This is a genomic window from Bacteroides fragilis NCTC 9343, assembly GCF_000025985.1.
GTDB classification, from domain to species: domain Bacteria; phylum Bacteroidota; class Bacteroidia; order Bacteroidales; family Bacteroidaceae; genus Bacteroides; species Bacteroides fragilis.
The window spans coordinates 705,767-725,401 of the sequence record NC_003228.3 but is presented as its reverse complement, the minus strand read 5'-3'; the positions used below and the strand labels follow the sequence as shown (position 1 = coordinate 725,401).

Annotated in this window: 8 protein-coding genes; 4 read left to right on the top strand and 4 right to left on the bottom strand. The window is 38.7% G+C overall.

The genetic code is table 11. From position 1 onward, the window contains the following. Positions 1–93 precede the first annotated feature (93 nt). From BF9343_RS02790 to BF9343_RS02775, 4 genes are all read right to left on the bottom strand, one after another. A complete protein-coding gene (locus tag BF9343_RS02790; protein WP_005784686.1) occupies positions 94–1,488 on the bottom strand; it encodes a RagB/SusD family nutrient uptake outer membrane protein in 1,395 nt (464 codons plus the stop codon). A gap of 34 nt (positions 1,489–1,522) precedes the next feature. After that, a complete protein-coding gene (locus tag BF9343_RS02785; protein WP_005792393.1) occupies positions 1,523–4,426 on the bottom strand; it encodes a SusC/RagA family TonB-linked outer membrane protein in 2,904 nt (967 codons plus the stop codon). 562 nt (positions 4,427–4,988) lie between these two features. Then, positions 4,989–6,488, bottom strand: a complete 1,500-nt coding sequence (locus BF9343_RS02780) for a RagB/SusD family nutrient uptake outer membrane protein (RefSeq protein ID WP_005796345.1) — start codon at positions 6,486–6,488, stop codon at positions 4,989–4,991. A gap of 32 nt (positions 6,489–6,520) precedes the next feature. After that, positions 6,521–9,556 (bottom strand): SusC/RagA family TonB-linked outer membrane protein, encoded by a 3,036-nt coding sequence (locus BF9343_RS02775; RefSeq protein ID WP_010992111.1) that lies wholly within the window; start codon positions 9,554–9,556, stop codon positions 6,521–6,523. A gap of 453 nt (positions 9,557–10,009) precedes the next feature. On the opposite strand from BF9343_RS02775, the gene BF9343_RS02770 reads away from it, so the two are divergent. The 4 genes from BF9343_RS02770 to BF9343_RS02755 all read left to right on the top strand — a co-directional run bounded on the left by BF9343_RS02770 (position 10,010) and on the right by BF9343_RS02755 (position 19,632). Further along, positions 10,010–11,191, top strand: coding sequence for a Tsr0667 family tyrosine-type DNA invertase (locus BF9343_RS02770; protein ID WP_005784676.1), 1,182 nt, complete (start codon positions 10,010–10,012; stop codon positions 11,189–11,191). A 632-nt stretch (positions 11,192–11,823) separates the two neighbouring features. Continuing rightward, positions 11,824–14,646: a SusC/RagA family TonB-linked outer membrane protein gene (locus tag BF9343_RS02765; protein ID WP_032528737.1), complete on the top strand. Its 2,823-nt coding sequence runs from the start codon at positions 11,824–11,826 to the stop codon at positions 14,644–14,646. Positions 14,647–14,667: 21 nt separating this feature from the next. Next, positions 14,668–16,170, top strand: a complete 1,503-nt coding sequence (locus tag BF9343_RS02760) for a RagB/SusD family nutrient uptake outer membrane protein (protein WP_010992109.1) — start codon at positions 14,668–14,670, stop codon at positions 16,168–16,170. Positions 16,171–16,686: 516 nt separating this feature from the next. Next, positions 16,687–19,632 (top strand): SusC/RagA family TonB-linked outer membrane protein, encoded by a 2,946-nt coding sequence (locus BF9343_RS02755; protein WP_032574916.1) that lies wholly within the window; start codon positions 16,687–16,689, stop codon positions 19,630–19,632. Positions 19,633–19,635: the final 3 nt, after the last annotated feature.

Sequence of the window (19,635 nt, the reverse complement as noted above, 5' to 3'; positions counted from 1 at the left end):
ATGGCGACAAATATAGCTATTTTCGTAACATACTAAAAGAAAAAATCGCCCAAGTGTTTCTACCTGAGCGATTCTTTATTATTTATTGACTATTTATTTATTAATATCTTTATTGAGCAACAACTCAACCTGAGGTATGGGCCAAGTATATTTTTCATCGGACGGACCGACATTGATCGTCTCATTCTCGCCTACTTTAATGAAGTGTTCACCACGCCTCATAATGTCGATACCACGAATACCCTCACCAATGAATTCAAGGCGCTTCTCATTGTAAATTGCCTCTTTCAGTGCATCACCCGACAGATTATCGATGTTCAACGGATCGGTAGCCGCATCCACCGAGCGGCCTCTGACTTGTTTCAACAGGCTTTTGGCCGTAGCTTCGCCCCCGGCTTTGTTTGCATAACACTCGGCAAGATCCAGCAATGTTTCGGCATAACGGAAGATGGGTACCCACTGCAATTTAGTTTTTGCATCCGTAAACTTCATCAACAAGTCTTTCTCTCCCTTAAAGGCTATGATACGCTTATCGGTAGCCAACGAATAATCAGGTTTTGACATAATCCCGCTCTTTGTATCGATCAGCATAATCTTGCCATCATAATAATATTCTGCCAATGACTGCTGAGTGTTCGGGATATTAGTGTCTGCCATTGGCAAAGAGAAGATACTCTCCTGACTGAAGTACGGAGCCTTATAAATCAATGTTACGTCTTCCGGCAAACTATATCCGGTCACCAATTCTCCGGCTGTAATGGCTTTGTCCCATTCGTTCATTGCCATATAAACTCTCATCTTAAGCATGTTAGCAGCAGCCTGAGTAGCATGTGTGACCCCTGTATAAGTATTCACTTCGGTATCCAATGCCGAAATGTTCTCCAAGTCAGACAGAATGTGTTCATAAATCTGCTTTACCGTAGAGCGGGGCATATTGTTGTTTTCAGTTCCGGCTTCGGCAGTAAGACGCAACGGAACAGATTTTGCATCGGGATTCACAGAATACGGAGTCGGATACAAATTATTCAAATAGTAGTATGCCAAAGCCCTGACAAACTTAGCTTCCTGCACATAGCGGTCATAATTCTCACCGGCAACTTCCCTGGCACCTTCAAGAGACTGAAGGAAAGTATTTACTTTATTAATGGCCAGATAAGCGTATGTCCAAGTGTCGGCATTCTCGGCATCCGTAATGCCTACATTCATGTTGTAGGTATTGAACAAAGTCACCAGGTTGTTCGAGATATTAATAACATCATCTCCCCTGTTGTCAAACACCAGATAGGACTTACCTCCCATCAAGGACTTAGTCCCCGTGTTCTTGATTGCAGCATACAAGCCGTTCAGAGTTGCCTCGATTCGGGTAGGACTTGTGAAAATATCGTTCTCGTTTACATATAATGGAGGCTCCTGATCGAGGAAGCTGCTGCTGCAACTACCTAAAAAGAGAGAAGCACATAATGTCGAAAATAAAATTATCTTTTTCATTGTAGTTTCTTTTATCTGTTACTATAAAACCATATTAGAATGTCAGATTCACACCGATTGTATACGTACGTGCCTGAGGTAACGTATTCTTATCCGTACCACCTGACAAAGTCGCACTCTCTACGTTGGTTAGTGTCTCCGGATCCATACCGCTATAACCTGTAATCACGAACAGGTTCTGAGCCTGGACGTAAAGACGAAGTGCAGAGATTCCCACAGCTTTCGACCAGTTCTTTGTATTGAATGTATAGCCCAGTGACACATTCTTCAAACGTAAATAATCTCCTCTTTCCACTAAGTCGCTGATAGGCAATGCCGAACCATTAGAGTAATTATCACCGTATATCGGCATAGGATACTCTGCATGTGTGCGTTCCGGAGTCCAGTACTTCTTATATACATCTTTAGAGTTATTCCAGTAACGCATATCGCTCACACTGGCTTTAGTTCCGTTATAAATCTTATTACCTCCCGAGAATTGGAAAAACAGAGAAAGGTCGAAACCTTTATACTTGAAGTTATTGGTCCAGCCACCGTACCAGGTAGGAAGTGTATTTCCACAATCAACAGGTTCAAATTCACCGGCATATTCTGTTCCATCTTCATAGAACCATCCCCCTTTTTCGAACATCAGTAAGGTTCTGTCACCTTCTGGAGTAATAAATACCCTACGCCCCGACTTGGGATCTACTCCGGCAGTTGGGTAGAGATACAGACGTCCGATAGATTTTCCCGGTACAGTGATATTCGTAATCTCTAAACCGCCATTATCCCCTTTCAGAATATTCTCTACACCGTCAGCCAGTGAGATCACCTTGTTCTTGTTAGTCGTAATGTTAAAGCTGGTTTCCCATGTAAACTGACTGTTTCTTATCACATCGGCCGAGACGGTCAGTTCAATACCGCTATTCTTCATCTTTCCGGCATTGGTAGTAATGATATTGCCCGGAATACCTTTGGACGGTGATTGAGGTACATCCAGAATCAAATCGGAAGACTTCGTATAATAGTAGTCAAAGTCCACACTGATTCTATCCAGCAATCGTGCATTGAAACCAATACTATATTTTTCCGAAGATTCCCATTTCAGGTTCGGATCGGCAATCTGAGCCAGGCCATAAGTACCGTTTATACCATAGTTGTAGCTTGAATAGAATGATTTCGAAGCATAATCGTAAATATCAGTGTTACCAACCACACCATAGCTTCCCTTTATCTTCAAGTCGTCGACTACATTACGCAAGGGTTTGAAGAACCCTTCCTCGGATACGCGCCATGCAGCGGAAACACCTCCGAAATTACCCCAACGATTCTTCTCACTCAAAGCGGAATAACCATCGCGACGGTAGTTAAGAGATACAATGTATTTAGAAGCATAATCATAGTTGATACGTCCGAAATAAGAGACCATGGTATTGTTGGACAAGCTACCACCGGCAGTTGCCGAACCAAAAGGACCTTGGAATACAACAAATTTATCATCCTGTAAATCTTTACGCTGTGCGGTCCAACGAGAGTTATTTCTTTCAGACGCTTCCGTACCAGCCAGCAAATTAAAGTTATTCTGCCCTAAAGAGAAATTATAAGTTGCCGTATTAGTCCAAGTCCATCTGTTGTTCTTGGTATTATAGGCATTTGCCAGACCTTTGCTATTTACTCCATCACCATGCAGCGGAGACCAGAAACGCTGTTCCTCAATACGTGCATAGTCCACACCGTACTGAGTCTTCAATGACAGCCCCTTCAACGGAGTTGCTTCGGCATAAAATACTCCGATGAAACGGGTTACGTCAGAACTCAATCCATTGCCCAAAGACAAAATGGCAGCCGGATTAGAGAATGTACTGAATACCGTATTCCCTCCATAACCCAAACCTTGAGCCAGATAGTAGGGAGTACCATCTTCATTATACATCGGCAAGTTAGGCGCATTGATCAATGCCAGACGCGGAAATCCTCCTACCGCAAAGTTGGAACCTCTACGGGCAGCATCTACGTAAGATGTCGTTCCGGTTGTCACGTTGGTATTCATTCCAACCTTCAACCAGTCGGTTGCCTGCACGTTAATATTAGCCTTTACTCCCAAACGGTCATATTTATCACCTTTCACAATACCTTCTTGCGTTGTATAGTTACCGGATAGATAATACCGCACTTTATCCGATCCGCCACTTACAGCAACAGAGTGACTCTGTGACAATCCGTTTTGGAAGGCAGCATCTTTCCAGTCAGTATCTACATAGTTACCATTGGCATCTTTCATCATGTTAAACGCTTTGTTACCATAAGGAGAAACATAGCCGGTAGTCAGTGACAATTCATCTGTCCCATAACGGTTCTTTACGGCCAAATTCTTGAAGTCGACATATTCCTGTGCATTCATCATTTCATAGAAATCGGTTGCATTTGAGAAACCGACAAAACCATCATAGCTTACTTTGACTTTACCACTTTGTCCTTGCTTAGTGGTAATCAAGATAACTCCATTCGCAGCACGCGAACCATACAACGCAGCTGCCGCCGCATCCTTCAATACATCCATAGATACAATATCGGCCGGATTAATATCAGCCAGTGCGTTGGCATTAGCCAAATAAGAGAGATTGCCTGATTCGATAGGAACTCCATCGACAACATACAGAGGAGAAGTACCGGAAGTAATCGAGTTCACACCACGTACCCGCACAATCGGGGCCTGCCCTACACCTGCTGACGGAGTGGTGATACTAACACCTGACGCACGTCCCTGAAGCATCTGATCAAAACTTACACTTGGCACATCTTTCAAAGCGTCCGCTCTTACAGTAGATACAGATGCGGTCACCGTACGAGCACTTTGTGTTCCGTAAGCAACTACCACAACCTCGTCAAGTGCTTTTGAGTCTGTTTTTAATATTACTCTAATATTAGGTGCAATTGCTACCTCAGCGGTCTGCATACCAATATATGAAATCTGCAAAGTCTTTGCAGAACTGTAGTATGTGCTAACTATCTTATAATATGATTATTACAAATTCAGATTGAACTTAGTATAGAAAGAAACTGTATTTAATAAATATCTTATTATCTGCATATTACAGATGATCTGTTTTTCTGAAAACCTCAATTAGTTGTACTTTATATATCTTATAAAAGTTACGTAATAATCTAATTATCAGAAGTAATAAGACCATTTGTCCCATTTATTATTCTACTGTTTTTTCCCGCGGCAGCAAGTGACGACTAGCTTTATATAGATATTTTATTCCTTTCCCAATGGTAGAAATTTATGGCAGTATCACAATTACAGATAGTTTATGAGATAAGTATTTTTCAAAACACTTCCCATAGATATCTCAAAACAGATAATAACTTTCGATTGTAAAATGATTAATGACATCCTTGATTAATATACAACAAATATCATAATGGAGCCTAATAAGAAATTCAATTCATGTGTAATAAAAAAGGCTGCTTCCTTTTTAGGAAAGCAGCCTTTTGATTATGTTATTAAACCACAATTAATATCCGGGATTTTGTTGAGCTCTCAAATTAGGATTCACATTGGTTTCATCAACAGGTATCGGAAGTATAGCTCTGAAGTAGGTACGGTCAAAGCTTTGCGATTCTTTAATCAATGAATAATGATATCCCTTATCACCTTCATCTTTATAGCGAACGATTGTTTCATTATTGCGCAATGCATCAAAGTAACGTTGCCCTTCACCAATCATTTCTTTTCTCCTTTCAAGAATAATTCTTTCTACTGTAGCATCTGCTTCCGAAATGGCTTTGGCCTCCGGATTTGCTCTCTGAACAATTTCATTCAGATATTTGGCTGCTTTATCCTGATGCCCTCCAAGTTTAGCTGCCGCTTCTGCAGCACTCAGATAAACTTCCGAAAGACGAAGTAATGGCAGATTATTTAAACGCATTTCACCTACATCGTCTTTATCCGCCGGAAATTTATTAATGAAGATTTTCGCATCGCCATATTCTTCTTGAAGATCCTTATCATATTGAGCAGGCAGTACCATACCTATACGAACATCTTTAGGATCCTGACTCAACATATTCATAAAGCTCTTTGTCACTATTGCATCCGCATATCCGTTTTCATTCAGCAAATAAGCAATACCATTACGGTCAGTCCAGTCATCATTACTTGCATTTACAACTTCAAAAATCATTTCGTTTGTATGCGCTCCATTGCTTTTATACCATGCATTTACATATTCCTCGTTAGTCCAAAGCTTATATGGAGAATTGGTTATAATATCTTCAGCAACTTTGAGTGCATTCTCATTATCACCTTTAGTCAGATAAACCCTGGTAAGCAAGGCTTTTGCTGCCCATTCATTAATATATCCCGGAGTCTGATCTTTAGCAAGATAACCTGAGTTAATAGCATCAGTCAAGTCTGTGATAACTTGTGTATAAACTTCTGCCACTGTATTTCTGGAGGGCAAATCATTTCTTTCCAAAGGTTTCACGATAACCGGTACCCCCAAAGAAGCTCCGTTGTCGGCCGTATAAGGCATACCATAGATTCTTACCAAGTCAAAATGAACCAATGCCCTGACAACCAATGCTTCTGAATATATTTTACCAATTTGTGCTTCCGTTGCATCAGTTACCTTTTTTTCATTGATCGCTTCGATCAAACGGTTGGCACGACGGATTACATTATAAGGTATATTCCACATGTTAGGAGCGTCATCTACAGTGTAGAGCATCTCATAGCACGATGATGAACGCATACCTTGAGTTCTTGCCTGCATATCGTCAGCACGAACATCGCCGTAATAAAACATACGGGCACCATAATAGCTGGTAGCATTGGAGTTTCCCTGAATGCCATCATACATACCTGTACGTGCAGTCAGAGCGTCATTATAGTTAGTGATAGCATCTTCTGATGGAATCCCGTCGGCAGGTTTTCTATCCAGCCAATCATTCCCGCAGGAAGACAAACTTAAAATAGCAGCAACCAGTGTTATTGATTTATATATCTTTTTCATAAATTCTTTTTTCATAAATTGTTTCTACTTGATTAAAAACCGATTTCAAGACCAAATGTAACAGTCCGGAGAGCCGGAGTTTCGAATGTACACAATCCGTCAACAGGAACTTCCGGATCAACGTACAAGCTCTTTTTCTTCCAAGTCAATAGGTTGTTTCCTGAAACATAAGCTCTTAACTTACTTATACCGGCTTTAGACGACCAACTTTGAGGTAAAGTGAATCCCAAGGTCATATTCTTTACACGTAAATGATCGGTAGACATCAACCAGCGAGAAGAAGCTTTATTGGCATTACCGTATGCAAATTGCGGCAGTTTGGCATTATCACCTGTTTTCTGCCAAGTATCTTCCATTTTATAATAAGCCGGAACATTACCTAAATAATGATAGGTACCTCCATTAGATTGCAGCCAGGTGGCGTAATCATAAGCATGTCCACCCAGTGAATAAGTCAGGGTCAAGTTGAAATCAATAAATTTCCAACTAACATAATTGGTCAATCCGCCTTGTACTTTAGGTTCGATAGAACCAATGATTGTTTTATTAGCGGCAGCAGAATTTGTTGTTGTTTCACGACTGCCGTCTTCACCATTTATATAATACAGTTCTTTACCTGTCTGAGGATCGACACCTGCATACTCATACGCATAGATTGAGTAATATGGTTGACCTACACGATGGATAGAAACTCCACTGATAATTTCCTGTTGTTCACCATCCAGTTTGGTCAGTTTATTCTTGTTGTGTCCTATGTTCAAAGAAGTAGTCCAAAGAAGGTCTTTGTTTTGAATGTTAGTGGACTTCAATTCCAATTCAAAACCACGGTTTCTCATTGAACCAACGTTAACGAGCATATTAGCAACACCCGAACTATTGATAACACCTACTGCTGCAGAAATCGGTTTATCCATTAACAAGTCTTTTGTTTCACGATTATACCACTCTGCAGAAACAGTCAATCTATTGAATAATGTAAGGTCAATACCAATGTTTGTAGCATAGTTCTTTTCCCATTTCAGACTGGGATTATAGAAACGTGCCTCTGACGAACCACCATTCCCATTATAATTATATCCAAACTCATATACCCCCATATATCCATAGTAGTCTTTGGGTTGTGTACCATTTACACCGTAAGAAGCACGTATTTTAGCATCAGTAATAACATTAGATAATGACTCCATAAATGCTTCTTGTGAAAGTCTCCACGAACCAGATACTGACCAGAAATTACCCCAACGGCTGTCTCTTGATAAACGTGAGCTACCATCACGACGGAAACTACCACTTACATAATATTTGCCGGCATAATCATAATTTAAACGTCCCAAGTAGGAGGTCATTCGATAACTGTTAATGTTACTGGCACCTCTAGAAACGCCTGCATTCGTAATTTCCGGTAAGTAAGATGGATAAGTATTACCATTAGTATAGGTATAATCGTACTTATAATCTTCTGTTTCGAAACCTAACAATACATCGATATTGTGGTGTTCCGCAAATGTCTTGTTATAAGTCAGCTGAGTTTGAGTATTCAATTTGCTTCTGTTCATCATATAGCGCTGAAATACTCCTTTTGAAGAACGTCCATCATTAGAACGCGGATCCCACCACACACGATTATTTGTTTGGTTAAAATCATAACCTAAAGTTTCTTTAATATTCAAGTTATCCCAAATATTCCACGTTGCAGACAGTGTGTTCAGGGTACGTACAATTGTACTGCGATCATAATTATATGTTGCAGTTTGAAGGGGATTGGCACCATTCAAAGCAGGGAAACTCGTGCTGAATGTACCGTCTTCGTTATATGGGAATGTAGAAGGAGAAGCTGTCATGGCCAGACACATGATAGGGCTTGAGAAACTTGTTCCTTCCGAGTTTACATTCTGAGTTGAATTCGTAAACATCGTACTTGCCTCGATTGTAACGCGATCCGCCGTATGGCTCATATTTGCACGTCCCGTAATACGCTCGTAACCGGACTGAAGTGTAATACCTTCCTGTTTGGTATATCCGAATGAAGTATAAAACTTAGTCCGCTCATTTCCTCCTTGGGCATTCACTTCATAATTCTGATGAGAACCATTTCTGAAAAGAACATCTTCCCAATCAGTATATCCACTCCAAGGTTTTGCAGCATATTTATCAATATTATTATCTGCATAGTTCACGGCATAAGTTTCATCCTTACCTGAATTTAGAGCATAGTTCTTTAAACCCATATACAAAATGTCACGTCTGTCTTCACCATTCAGAATAGGACGATAATCAATAGCCTTGTTAGAGAATCCCCAGTCAGCCCTTACATTGAGTTTCAATTTTCCTGAAGCCCCTTTTTTCGTAGTAATTACAATAACACCATTTGCAGCACGCGAACCGTAAAGCGAAGCAGCCGCTGCATCTTTAATTACTGTCATTGACTCGATATCATTACTGTTAATAGTAGACAGTAAGCTGTTACCAGACTGAGAGTAAGTAAATTCACTGGCGTCACCGGTCATTACAGGTACTCCGTCAATCACATACAACGGATCATTACCGGCATTGATTGATCCCATTCCACGGATACGCACAGATTCCACAGCACCCGGTTGTCCGGAAGTAGATGTAATCTGTACACCGGCAACTGAACCTGCAAGTTTATCCTGTACACTCAAAGAAGGAACGTCTTGAAGTTTTTCCGTTGTAATACTCGATGCTGCTCCCGTGAAAGATGACTTTTTAAAGTTACCATATCCTGTTACAACTACTTCGTCTAATACTTCAGTATCAGGCTTCAGCGTAATCTTCACAACAGGCTTAATTGCTACTTCAACAGTCTGCATACCAATATATGAAATCTGCAAAGTCTTTGCAGAACTTGGTATACCAGATAATGTAAATTTACCATCTACATCAGTAATAACACCTACAGTGGTGCCTTTAGCCAATACAGAGGCTCCAACAACTGGTTGCCCGTCTTCTTCAGAAATAACAACACCTGTTACCTTCTGAGTTTGGGCAGTTACTAGACCTATACCCATAAAAAGGCAAGTCAATAACAGCATTAATTTTCTTTTCATAAATTCTCTCTTAAAGTTTAACTTTACATTAATTGTTTCTTTACTCTAACAAAATGCAAATATATTAAGAAATATGAAACAGACAATCATTTTTATAAAAAAACCTTGCAAATATAACAAATCGTTATCTAAAAGCACAGTTTTATGTCTAATAACATAGAAATCCGCCTTAAAAAACGTAAACGGAGTTTATATTGCTAACATGTTGCAGGCACTATTCATATACATTTTTGCATATTTTTGTGTGTTTAAGCCTTAATAAGAGCTAAAATAATGCTTGTTTTTCTGTTAAGGAAGTTTTTATAAATATAAATTAGCCACTTTTTCAAAAGTCGAATTAGTTATTTCTATATAAAAAATAGCAGGTTTTAGCAGATATTAAATCTTATTCAATTCTAATATAGTACCCAAGCACGTCTTATTTGTCCATAGTATTAATTAAAAATAAAGGAAATGGATAAAATTATTTACAGTTTGGTGTATAATAGGAAAAAGAGCCTGAATAAAAAGGGTATGGCATTAGTACAGGTTGAGGCCTATTTAAACAGAAAAAAGAAATATTTCTCTACCAAAGTTTACTTGAGTCCCGATCAATGGGATTTTAAGAAGAGAATGGTTAAGAACCATCCTAATGCAGATGCTATCAATCACATGCTTTACGAGTTTATGGCAGAAATAGAGAAGAAAGAGTTGGGATTGTGGCAACAGGGGAAACAGATTTCATTGGATTCATTAAAGAATTCTATGGAAAATCAAGACGACAGCACTTCATTTATTGCATTTTTCCGCAACGAAATAGCAAAATCTTCATTGAAGGAAAGTACAAAACGCAATCATCTCTCAACATTAGAATTATTAAGGAGTTATAAGAAGGATGTGTCATTTTCTGAATTGACTTTTGAATTTATATCCTCATTTGATCACTATCTTCAGCAAAAAGGATATCATACTAACACAATTGCGAAACACATGAAACATCTAAAGCGTCATATTAATGTAGCCATAAATAAAGAATATATGGAAATACAGAAATATGCCTTTCGGAAATATAAGATCAAGAGTGTTGAGAATAATCATACTCACCTCTCTCCGGAGGAATTAGGAAAGATTGAAAGTCTGGAATTGGGGGGACGGTTCACTAAACTGGAAAAGACCAAAGATGCTTTCCTCTTTTGTTGTTATGCGGGATTACGATATTCTGACTTCACCAACTTATCCCCTGAAAACATAGTGAAAATGCATCAAGAAACTTGGCTTATTTATAAATCTGTGAAAACGAACACGGAAGTACGTCTTCCGCTTTATCTTTTATTTGAGGGGAAAGGAATAGAAGTCTTGAATAAATATCAAGATGATCTTGCCGATTTTTTTAAGCTTAGAGATAATTCAAATGTGAATAAGGAACTATTGATCATAGCAAAATTATCAGGGCTAAATAAACGTATTTCGTTCCATACCGCTCGCCATACCAATGCCACATTATTAATATACAGTGGAGTCAATATTACTACTGTACAAAAGCTATTGGGACATAAAAGTGTGAAAACAACACAGGTTTATACTAATATAATGGACATAACTATTGTAAGAGACTTAGAAAAGTCTAAAAATAATCGCAAAGTATCTTATATGTAACAAAGATTTAAGCCTTACGTAAATGTATTGACTATTAACATTGTTAACACGAATCACAGTTCTCAAATATCGCTTCTAGAAAGAACTTGTTTTCTAATTGAAAATCACTAATTCTTTGCATGTAGGAAGTTAGTTTTAACATTGAGTTAAAACTAACTTCCTACATGCAAAATGTAAATGATTTAATTGGCTGTTTATTAAACACATAAGCTTATTAATCCCATTATGGAGAAATTTAGGTTTGTATTCTCTGTCTTTTATATAAATATCAAATTAGTAATTATCTTTTTTCATCTCTAAGCCATTTATGTGAGATAATAATAATAGACTGCTTTATGACTTCTTTTTCGTTTGGAACTATTAAGTATAACATTCTTTTTTCAGTCGTATACTTTTTAATCTATATTTCATTCACAATAAGCGGATTACATTTACAATAGTGGGAGATCGATATAGGGATTATTTGATTTTTATTACTAGCGCTCTTATAATATGTAATTGATATTCAGATATATAATCATTAATATTGTATTATAGGTAAAAGTTCTCGGTATTGCTATAAAACTCTTATAATAAAGAAGTTATGATATAATTGTAGTTCTGCAAAGACTTTGCAGATTTCGTACATCGGAATGCAGACTGCTGAGGTAGCAATTAGGCCTGTTGTGAAAATTATATTAAAACCAGACACTGAAGTCCTTGATGAAGTAGTAGTAACAGGATATGGTACTTTTAAAAAATCAACTTTTACGGGTGCGGCATCTACTATGGCTACAGAAAAGTTACAAGATATACCGACTATGGCCATTGAGGATAAACTTGCAGGTTCTATTCCGGGAGTACAAATCAGTTCATTTTCAGGAGCACCGGGAGCTACTACATCTGTACGTATTCGTGGAATGGGCTCCATGAATGCAGGAAATGATCCTTTATATGTGATTGATGGTACTCCAGTACAGTCAGGGAATATCAGTGCTTTTAATACTCCGAATACGGGGGAAGGATATAATAGTACCGGTACCAATGTATTGGCAACTTTAAACAGTAACGATATAGAATCGATAACAGTTATCAAAGACGCTGCTGCAGCGTCTTTATATGGTTCACGTGCTGCTAATGGCGTTATTGTGATCACCACTAAAAGGGGAGCTACAGGAAAGACTCAGTTCAACTTCCGTAGCGACTGGGGATTTTCCAATATAGCAGTTAATTACCGTCCGACCTTAAATGGAGATGATCGGCGTGAACTGATTAAGTTTGGTTTGAAAAACTATTATATGGATGAAGAAGGCATGACTGCAGCTCAAGCTGAAATTGCCTTGGAAGATGATATTGATGCTTTTGCTGCAAAACCAGTTAATGGTTGGACTAATTGGAAAGAGATCTTATTCAAGAATGGCAGTCACCAAAATTACGAAATCAGTGCCCAGGGAGGAACAGAAAAAACCAAATTCTATACATCTTTGGCTTATGCAAAGCAAGAAGGAATCACTGCACGATCCGGCTTAGAGCGCATGACAGGTAATGCAAATCTTTCTCACGAAACAGGACGTGTAAAAGTGGAAGCTTCTACTTTATTTTCACGTATTCTTCAAAATATGACTAATGAAGGTACTTCTTTTGCCAGTCCTATCATGAATGCTTTTTGGACTGCATCACCTTCCACTGTACCTTATAATGAGGATGGAACATTTAGTTCTAATTTTCCTTTAACGAATGGTGCAAATCCTGTGCAAACTCGGACATATAATTATGATCGTAATGCAATTACTCGTTCTTTCAATACTTTGGCAGCCACTGTTACTCTTTGGGATGAGTTGAAACTACGTGAAAAAATAGCCTTTGATTATACTTCCTCAATAGAGTCTGTATGGTGGGATCCACGTAGTAATGACGGACGTTCCTCCAATGGCGTATTCCAACGTTATAACCGAACATTGGAAACATTGACAACCCAAACCCAGTTGACTTATATTAAAACATTTGCTCAAAAGCATAATTTAGATGCTTTACTTGGTTTTGAAACTGAAGACTTCACAGACTCGTGGGTATATACTCATGGTTCTCAGTATCCTGGCTATAAAAATGAAATAGCAAATGCAGGAGAAACATCTTCTAATAGTAACCGTGATAAATCTCGTTTAACTTCTTTCTTAGGACGTGTAAATTATAATTTTGATAATACATACTATGCAGGCGTTAGTTATCGCCGTGATGGAAGTTCTCGTTTGTCAAGGGATAATCGTTGGGGAAATTTTTGGTCAATATCCGGATCTTGGAGATTTATGCAAGAATCATTTTTAGAGTCTATAAAAAATGTAATAACAGATGGTAAACTCCGTTTGTCATATGGCGTAAATGGGACACAACCAAGTACTTTTTATAGTTATATGATCAATATGTATAGAGCCGGACAAATTTATAACGGCCAGTCAGGTATGGGAGTTATCGGTATTGGTAGTCCTGATTTGAAATGGGAAAAGAATAAGGCTTTTAATCTTGGGTTGGATTTAACCTTTTGGGATCGTTTAAGCCTTACTTTGGATTATTATACGCGTAAAACAAATGATTTGTTAATGAATAAACGGATTTCGTATGTTCCGGGCTATTATGATCCAATAAGTTTCGCCCCTACTACTTTGCAGAATGTAGGTTCATTAGAGAATAAAGGTGTTGAAATTAGTCTGTCATCAACAAATATGCAGACTCAGGACTTGATCTGGACAACTACTTTTAACATTGGACATAATAAGAATAAGCTGGTCAAACTGGATGGTATTCAGACAGATGAGATTGATGGCGCATTAATACATCGAGTAGGTGAACCATATTATTCTTACTACATGTTTGAATATGCAGGAGTTGATCCGAAAACCGGTAATGAGATGTATTATAAAAATGATGGAACCAATGAGACTACAACATTGACTTCTGAAGCGCAGAAAGTAATAGTCGGGCATCATGATCCGAAAGTAGAGGGAGGATTGACCAATTTCGTAAAATGGAAATTTATTGACCTTAATCTGACACTGACTTATTCATTAGGAGGGAAGGCAGTAGATTATGCAACTTGGCTACACGATAATGGCGGTACTTATACGTCTTATGGCGCAGTTCCTTCATACTATAAATTGGAAGATATGTGGAAACAGGAAGGTGACAATGCTAAATTACCGAAATTTAAATACGGTAATTCACGTGTACTGTCGTCACGTTGGTTGATGCCCACTGACTATCTCCGTCTGAAAAACCTGTCATTGGGTTTCTCTGCCCCCAAAGGCTTATTGTCTAAGATGGGTATCTCCAAAGCAAGGGTTTACTTCTCTGCTAACAATCTGCTGACTTGGAAATCAAAAGATTTGCTGGTTGATCCCGAAATGCCGGTAGATGGTTTATGTACTTTCGAAATGCCTGCATTAAGAACATATACATTTGGTCTCGAAATTGGTTTTTAATAATCTAAAAAGAAAATAAGTATGAAGAGTACAATATATAAAGCATTGATAGGTGCTACTTTAATCATCGGCCTATCTTCGTGTGTAAACAATTGGTTGGATGTAGAACCAGGCGATCAAGTCGAAGCAGATGAGGCTGTCACTACAAGTGCTGACCTTTCTTCTGTGCGCGCCGGTATGTATCAGATAATTAAAGGAACATCCGACTTTAAGGACTATTATGCTGCCCGTATGTTTTATTACGGTGAGGTACGAGGTGAAGATATGCAAACGGAAAAGTCCGGCAGCCGTTCTCAGCTATGTTATGATATGACCTATTCAACAGCTGATAATGCACCCAGTATCTGGCAAACACCTTATATTGTGATTGGACGCGCAAACCGAATTATTGAAGCTGCAGAAAGTGGAAAACTGACTGATAAAGAAGAGGCTGCGGATATTATTGCCCAATATGCAGCAGAAGCAAAAGTTGCTCGGGCTATGGCTCATTTTGATTTGGTACGTGTATACGGTAAAACATATACAGCCCCTGATGCTCCCAACTCTTTGGGTATTCCTGTGGTTACCACAGTATTAGGTTCAGATAGTAAGTTAATCAGAAATACAGTTTCTGAGGTCTACACACAAGTGATTAAAGATTTGAATGAAGCTATAAATTCTAAGGCGCTATCAGAATCTTCTACCCCGGGATATATTAATTTATGGGCAGCAAAGGCTTTATTATCAAGAGTATACTTAACTCAAGGTGATAATCAAAAATCATTGGATGTTGCTGAAGATATCATTAAAAATTCTCCTTATAAACTTTGGAAGAATGAAGAATATGTGGGTGCATGGAGTAAAATAAGTGGAGTTCATTCTAACGAGATGCTTTTTGAAATAGCTATCACCGGTTCCACAGACTGGACAGATCGTGAAGGTATTGCTTACTTATATAATGAAGATGGGTATGCAGACATAATTGCCACTAAAAAATTTCTCGATCTACTTAATGAAGATCCGAATGACGTACGTTTGGGTGTGTTTTTAGCTCCAACCACTAAAGATTTCAAGAAATTATATGGGACAAATACTGTATTTCTGAACAAATATCCAGCAGATGGACTGAGCGATTTACGTTATAATAATGTTCCGTTAGTCCGTTTGTCTGAGGTATATTTAAATGCAGCAGAGGCTGCTGCCAAGCTAGGGAATCAGAATGATAAAGCTGTAGAATATTTGGATGCAATTGTTAAACGGGCTAATCCGAATAAAACAGTAAAGGGTACAACCGTTACAGTAGATAGAGTTTTATTAGAGAGAAGAAAAGAATTAATAGGTGAAGGACATCGCTTTTTTGATGCAATGCGTAATAATGAAACCGTTATTCGTTATACATCGAAAGAAGACCAAGGCTGGCAACAAGCATTGAAAGAGGAAGCACGTAGTTTTAATCGTGATTTCTACAAGACTTTATTACCAATTCCTCAAGATGAAATTGATGCAAATCCGTCAATGAAAGATCAGCAGAATACAGGATATTAATCAAGGGAAATATAATCTGTATTTACCATTTAATAATAAGGCTACTATATCTGAAACTGGATATAGTAGTCTTATTATTTATATCTATATGATTATGCTGGACAAAGTAAGAACAGAACCTCTCAAATCAGAAGATATTTAAGAGAATATTCAACATTTATTTTGTGCAAAAATTGAAGAAAGGTAAAATTCTCTACAATTAGAAATTTTATCAGAAATATATACATGTAAAATTGAGATATTATCTGAAGAATAAAAATGGTAGATTTATTATTGAAATGAACAAACATTATAGCATTGAGTTTTAGACTGTTATCAAGATATTGTGAGTACTATATAATGTATCACATGAAGTCTTTTAAAATTTTAGATTACATTATCTAATTGATTATCAAATAACTAACGCAAGCTTTGTGTGTTTTTACTAAGTTCAATTACCGTTGATAACAATCACATTATAAGGAAGTTAGATCGTGTTACAGTTCTGCAAAGACTTTGCAGATTTCGTACATCGGAATGCAGACTGCTGAGGTAGCAATTGCACCGGTAATCAAAGTGATATTAAAGACTGATGCTAAGGCACTTGACGAAGTTGTAGTAACAGCAATGGGTATCTCAAAAGAGAAAAAAGCGTTAGGATATGCTGTGCAGGATGTTAAAGGAGATAAGCTGACTCAGGCTTCAAGCAGCAACCTTTCCAGCGCTTTGCAAGGTAAGGTTTCAGGAGTGGAAATATCTCCGTCATCAGGTATGCCGGGTGCTTCTTCTAAAATGACTATTCGCGGTTCACGTTCATTTACAGGAGATAATACTCCATTGTACGTAGTAGATGGTATGCCTATCTCATCATCTACTGACTTGGACACTTTCAACTCTGTTACAGGCTCCGACTATGCGAACCGTGCGGTAGATATCGACCCGAATGACATTGAGAGCATCAACATCCTGAAAGGCCAGGCTGCTTCTGCTCTGTATGGTATGCGTGCATCAAACGGTGTGGTAGTAATCACCACCAAGAGCGGTAAAGGCGCACGTAAAGGTAAACCGGAAGTTACAATCAATACAGGTCTTTCATTCGATAAGGTCTCTACCATGCCCGATTTCCAAAAAGAATTCGCACAAGGATTCAACGGTGCTTTTAGCCCGTCTGACTCTCGTTCATGGGGACCTCTGATTTCAGAACTTGCCAATGACCCTAAATATGGTGGTAACACAGACAACAGTTACACTCAGAAATTCGGAAAGCATCAGGGACAATATTATGTAGACCAACGTGCCAAGGCAGGACTGGACCCATGGGCTACTCCCCGTGCATACGACAATGCTAAAGATTTCTTCAATACAGGTGTTACCTGGAACAGCAGTGCAAACGTAGCACAAAGCCTTGATAAAGGAAGTTATTCTTTGTCATTAGGCAGCACTACAGCAAACGGTATTGTACCTTCAACCGGTATGGATCGTTATAATGCAAAACTGACTGCACAAGCTCAGCTGAGCAAGAATTGGTCAACTGGTTTCAACGGAAACTTCGTTTACTCTAAAATCAAGAAACAGACCGGCGCCAACAACGGTATCATGGCAACGGTATACGGTGCACCGTCAAGCTACGATTTAGGCGGTATCCCATCACACGCTGAAGGTGACCCTTATACTCAGAACACGTATCGCTCTACAACCGGTTTCGACGGTGCTTATTGGGCAGTTGAAAACAACTCTTTTAAAGAACGTACCCAACGTTTCTTTGGAAATGCATTCGCTAAGTATTCTACCGATTTCGGTACCGAGGATCATAAACTGGATGTAAAATACCAGTTAGGTACCGATGCTTATACCACTAACTATACCGACACATGGGGATATGGACACTCCAACGGAACAGGTAGCATTGAAGAGCAAAGCGTTACAAACAATGAAATAAATTCATTGTTAACTGTTACTTATGACTGGAAAATCACTCCGGAACTTGATTTAAACGTGTTATATGGTAATGAATTAGTCGATAATTCTTCAAAATACAAATACAATCTCGGAAGTAACTTCAATTTCCCGGGATGGAACCATATAGCTAACGCATCAATCTATTCGTCTACAGGAACCTATCATCGCGAGCGTACCGTTGGTAATTTCGGTAACATTTCATTAGCATACCGTAACATGTTGTATTTGAATGCAACTGTCCGCAATGATATTGTTTCGTCTATGCCACGCAACAACCGTTCATTCACTTATCCTTCAGTTTCACTCGGTTTCATTTTTACCGAACTGGAAGCATTGAAAAACGATGTTTTGACTTATGGTAAAATCCGTGCTTCTTATGCAGAAGTAGGTCAGGCAGGTACCTATTATCCTTCTTACTATAGAACACCGGTTTACGGCGGCGGATTCTCATCAGGTACTCCTATACAATATCCTATCGGATCAATCAGCTCATATATCCCATACTACAAGATTTATGATCCGAATCTGAAACCCCAAAACACCAAATCATACGAAATCGGTGCAGACTTCAGCTTCTGGAATGGTTTGATCTCACTGAATTACACCTATTCTCGCCAGAATGTGAAAGATCAGATTTTCGAAGTACCCTTGGCTACTTCTACCGGATATAGCGAATTGATCACCAATGGTGGTTCCGTACATACCAATTCACACGAAATCACTTTGAGTGTGAATCCAATTCAGACAAAGAACTTCAACTGGGATTTTGCATTTAACTTCTCAAAAATCGATAACTACGTTGATAAACTGGCGCCCGGTGTATCAAGCATCATGTTAGGAGGTTTTGTTGATCCGCAGGTACGTTTGAGCGCAGGAGACAAATTCCCGGTTATCTATGGTACAAGCTATCAAAGAAACGAGGAAGGCCAGATTGTCGTAGATGAAAACGGTATGCCGACATTAGGTGAAAACAGAGTATTAGGAAATGTATCTCCGGACTTCAGAATGGGCTTCAATACAACATTTGAATTCTACAAATTCCGTCTTTCGGCCGTACTCGATTGGAAACAAGGTGGATGCATGTATGCCGGATCCGTTTCAACACTCGATTATTACGGTGTTACTCAGAAATCAGCAGACTATCGTAAAGCAGATCACTTCTACTTTGAGAAACCAGCCGTTAAACAATTAGCCGACGGTTCTTATGCACCCAACGATATTAAAATCAGCGGTGAAAATGCTTATAACTATTTCGACAGACTGAGTACAATCTCTGAGGCCGGAGTATATGGTTCTTCATTCCTGAAACTACGTGAAATCGCCCTCAGCTATCCGGTACTGAATAAATCTTATTTAGGAGTTACAGTGAATGTCTTTGCACGTAACCTGTTGCTTTGGTCAGAAATGGATAATGGTATTGACCCCGAATCATCACAGGGAAACAACAACATGGCCGGTGCCTTTGAGCGTTTCTCTCTTCCGGGAACATCAAGCTATGGTTTTGGTATTACAGTTAAATTCTAAAAA

Coding starts and splice junctions, on each gene's coding strand:
- BF9343_RS02790 (WP_005784686.1), bottom strand. CDS start 1,488: ATGAAAAAGATAATTTTATTTTCGACATTATGTGCTTCTCTCTTTTTA.
- BF9343_RS02785 (WP_005792393.1), bottom strand. CDS start 4,426: ATGCAGACCGCTGAGGTAGCAATTGCACCTAATATTAGAGTAATATTA.
- BF9343_RS02780 (WP_005796345.1), bottom strand. CDS start 6,488: ATGAAAAAGATATATAAATCAATAACACTGGTTGCTGCTATTTTAAGT.
- BF9343_RS02775 (WP_010992111.1), bottom strand. CDS start 9,556: ATGAAAAGAAAATTAATGCTGTTATTGACTTGCCTTTTTATGGGTATA.
- BF9343_RS02770 (WP_005784676.1), top strand. CDS start 10,010: ATGGATAAAATTATTTACAGTTTGGTGTATAATAGGAAAAAGAGCCTG.
- BF9343_RS02765 (WP_032528737.1), top strand. CDS start 11,824: ATGCAGACTGCTGAGGTAGCAATTAGGCCTGTTGTGAAAATTATATTA.
- BF9343_RS02760 (WP_010992109.1), top strand. CDS start 14,668: ATGAAGAGTACAATATATAAAGCATTGATAGGTGCTACTTTAATCATC.
- BF9343_RS02755 (WP_032574916.1), top strand. CDS start 16,687: ATGCAGACTGCTGAGGTAGCAATTGCACCGGTAATCAAAGTGATATTA.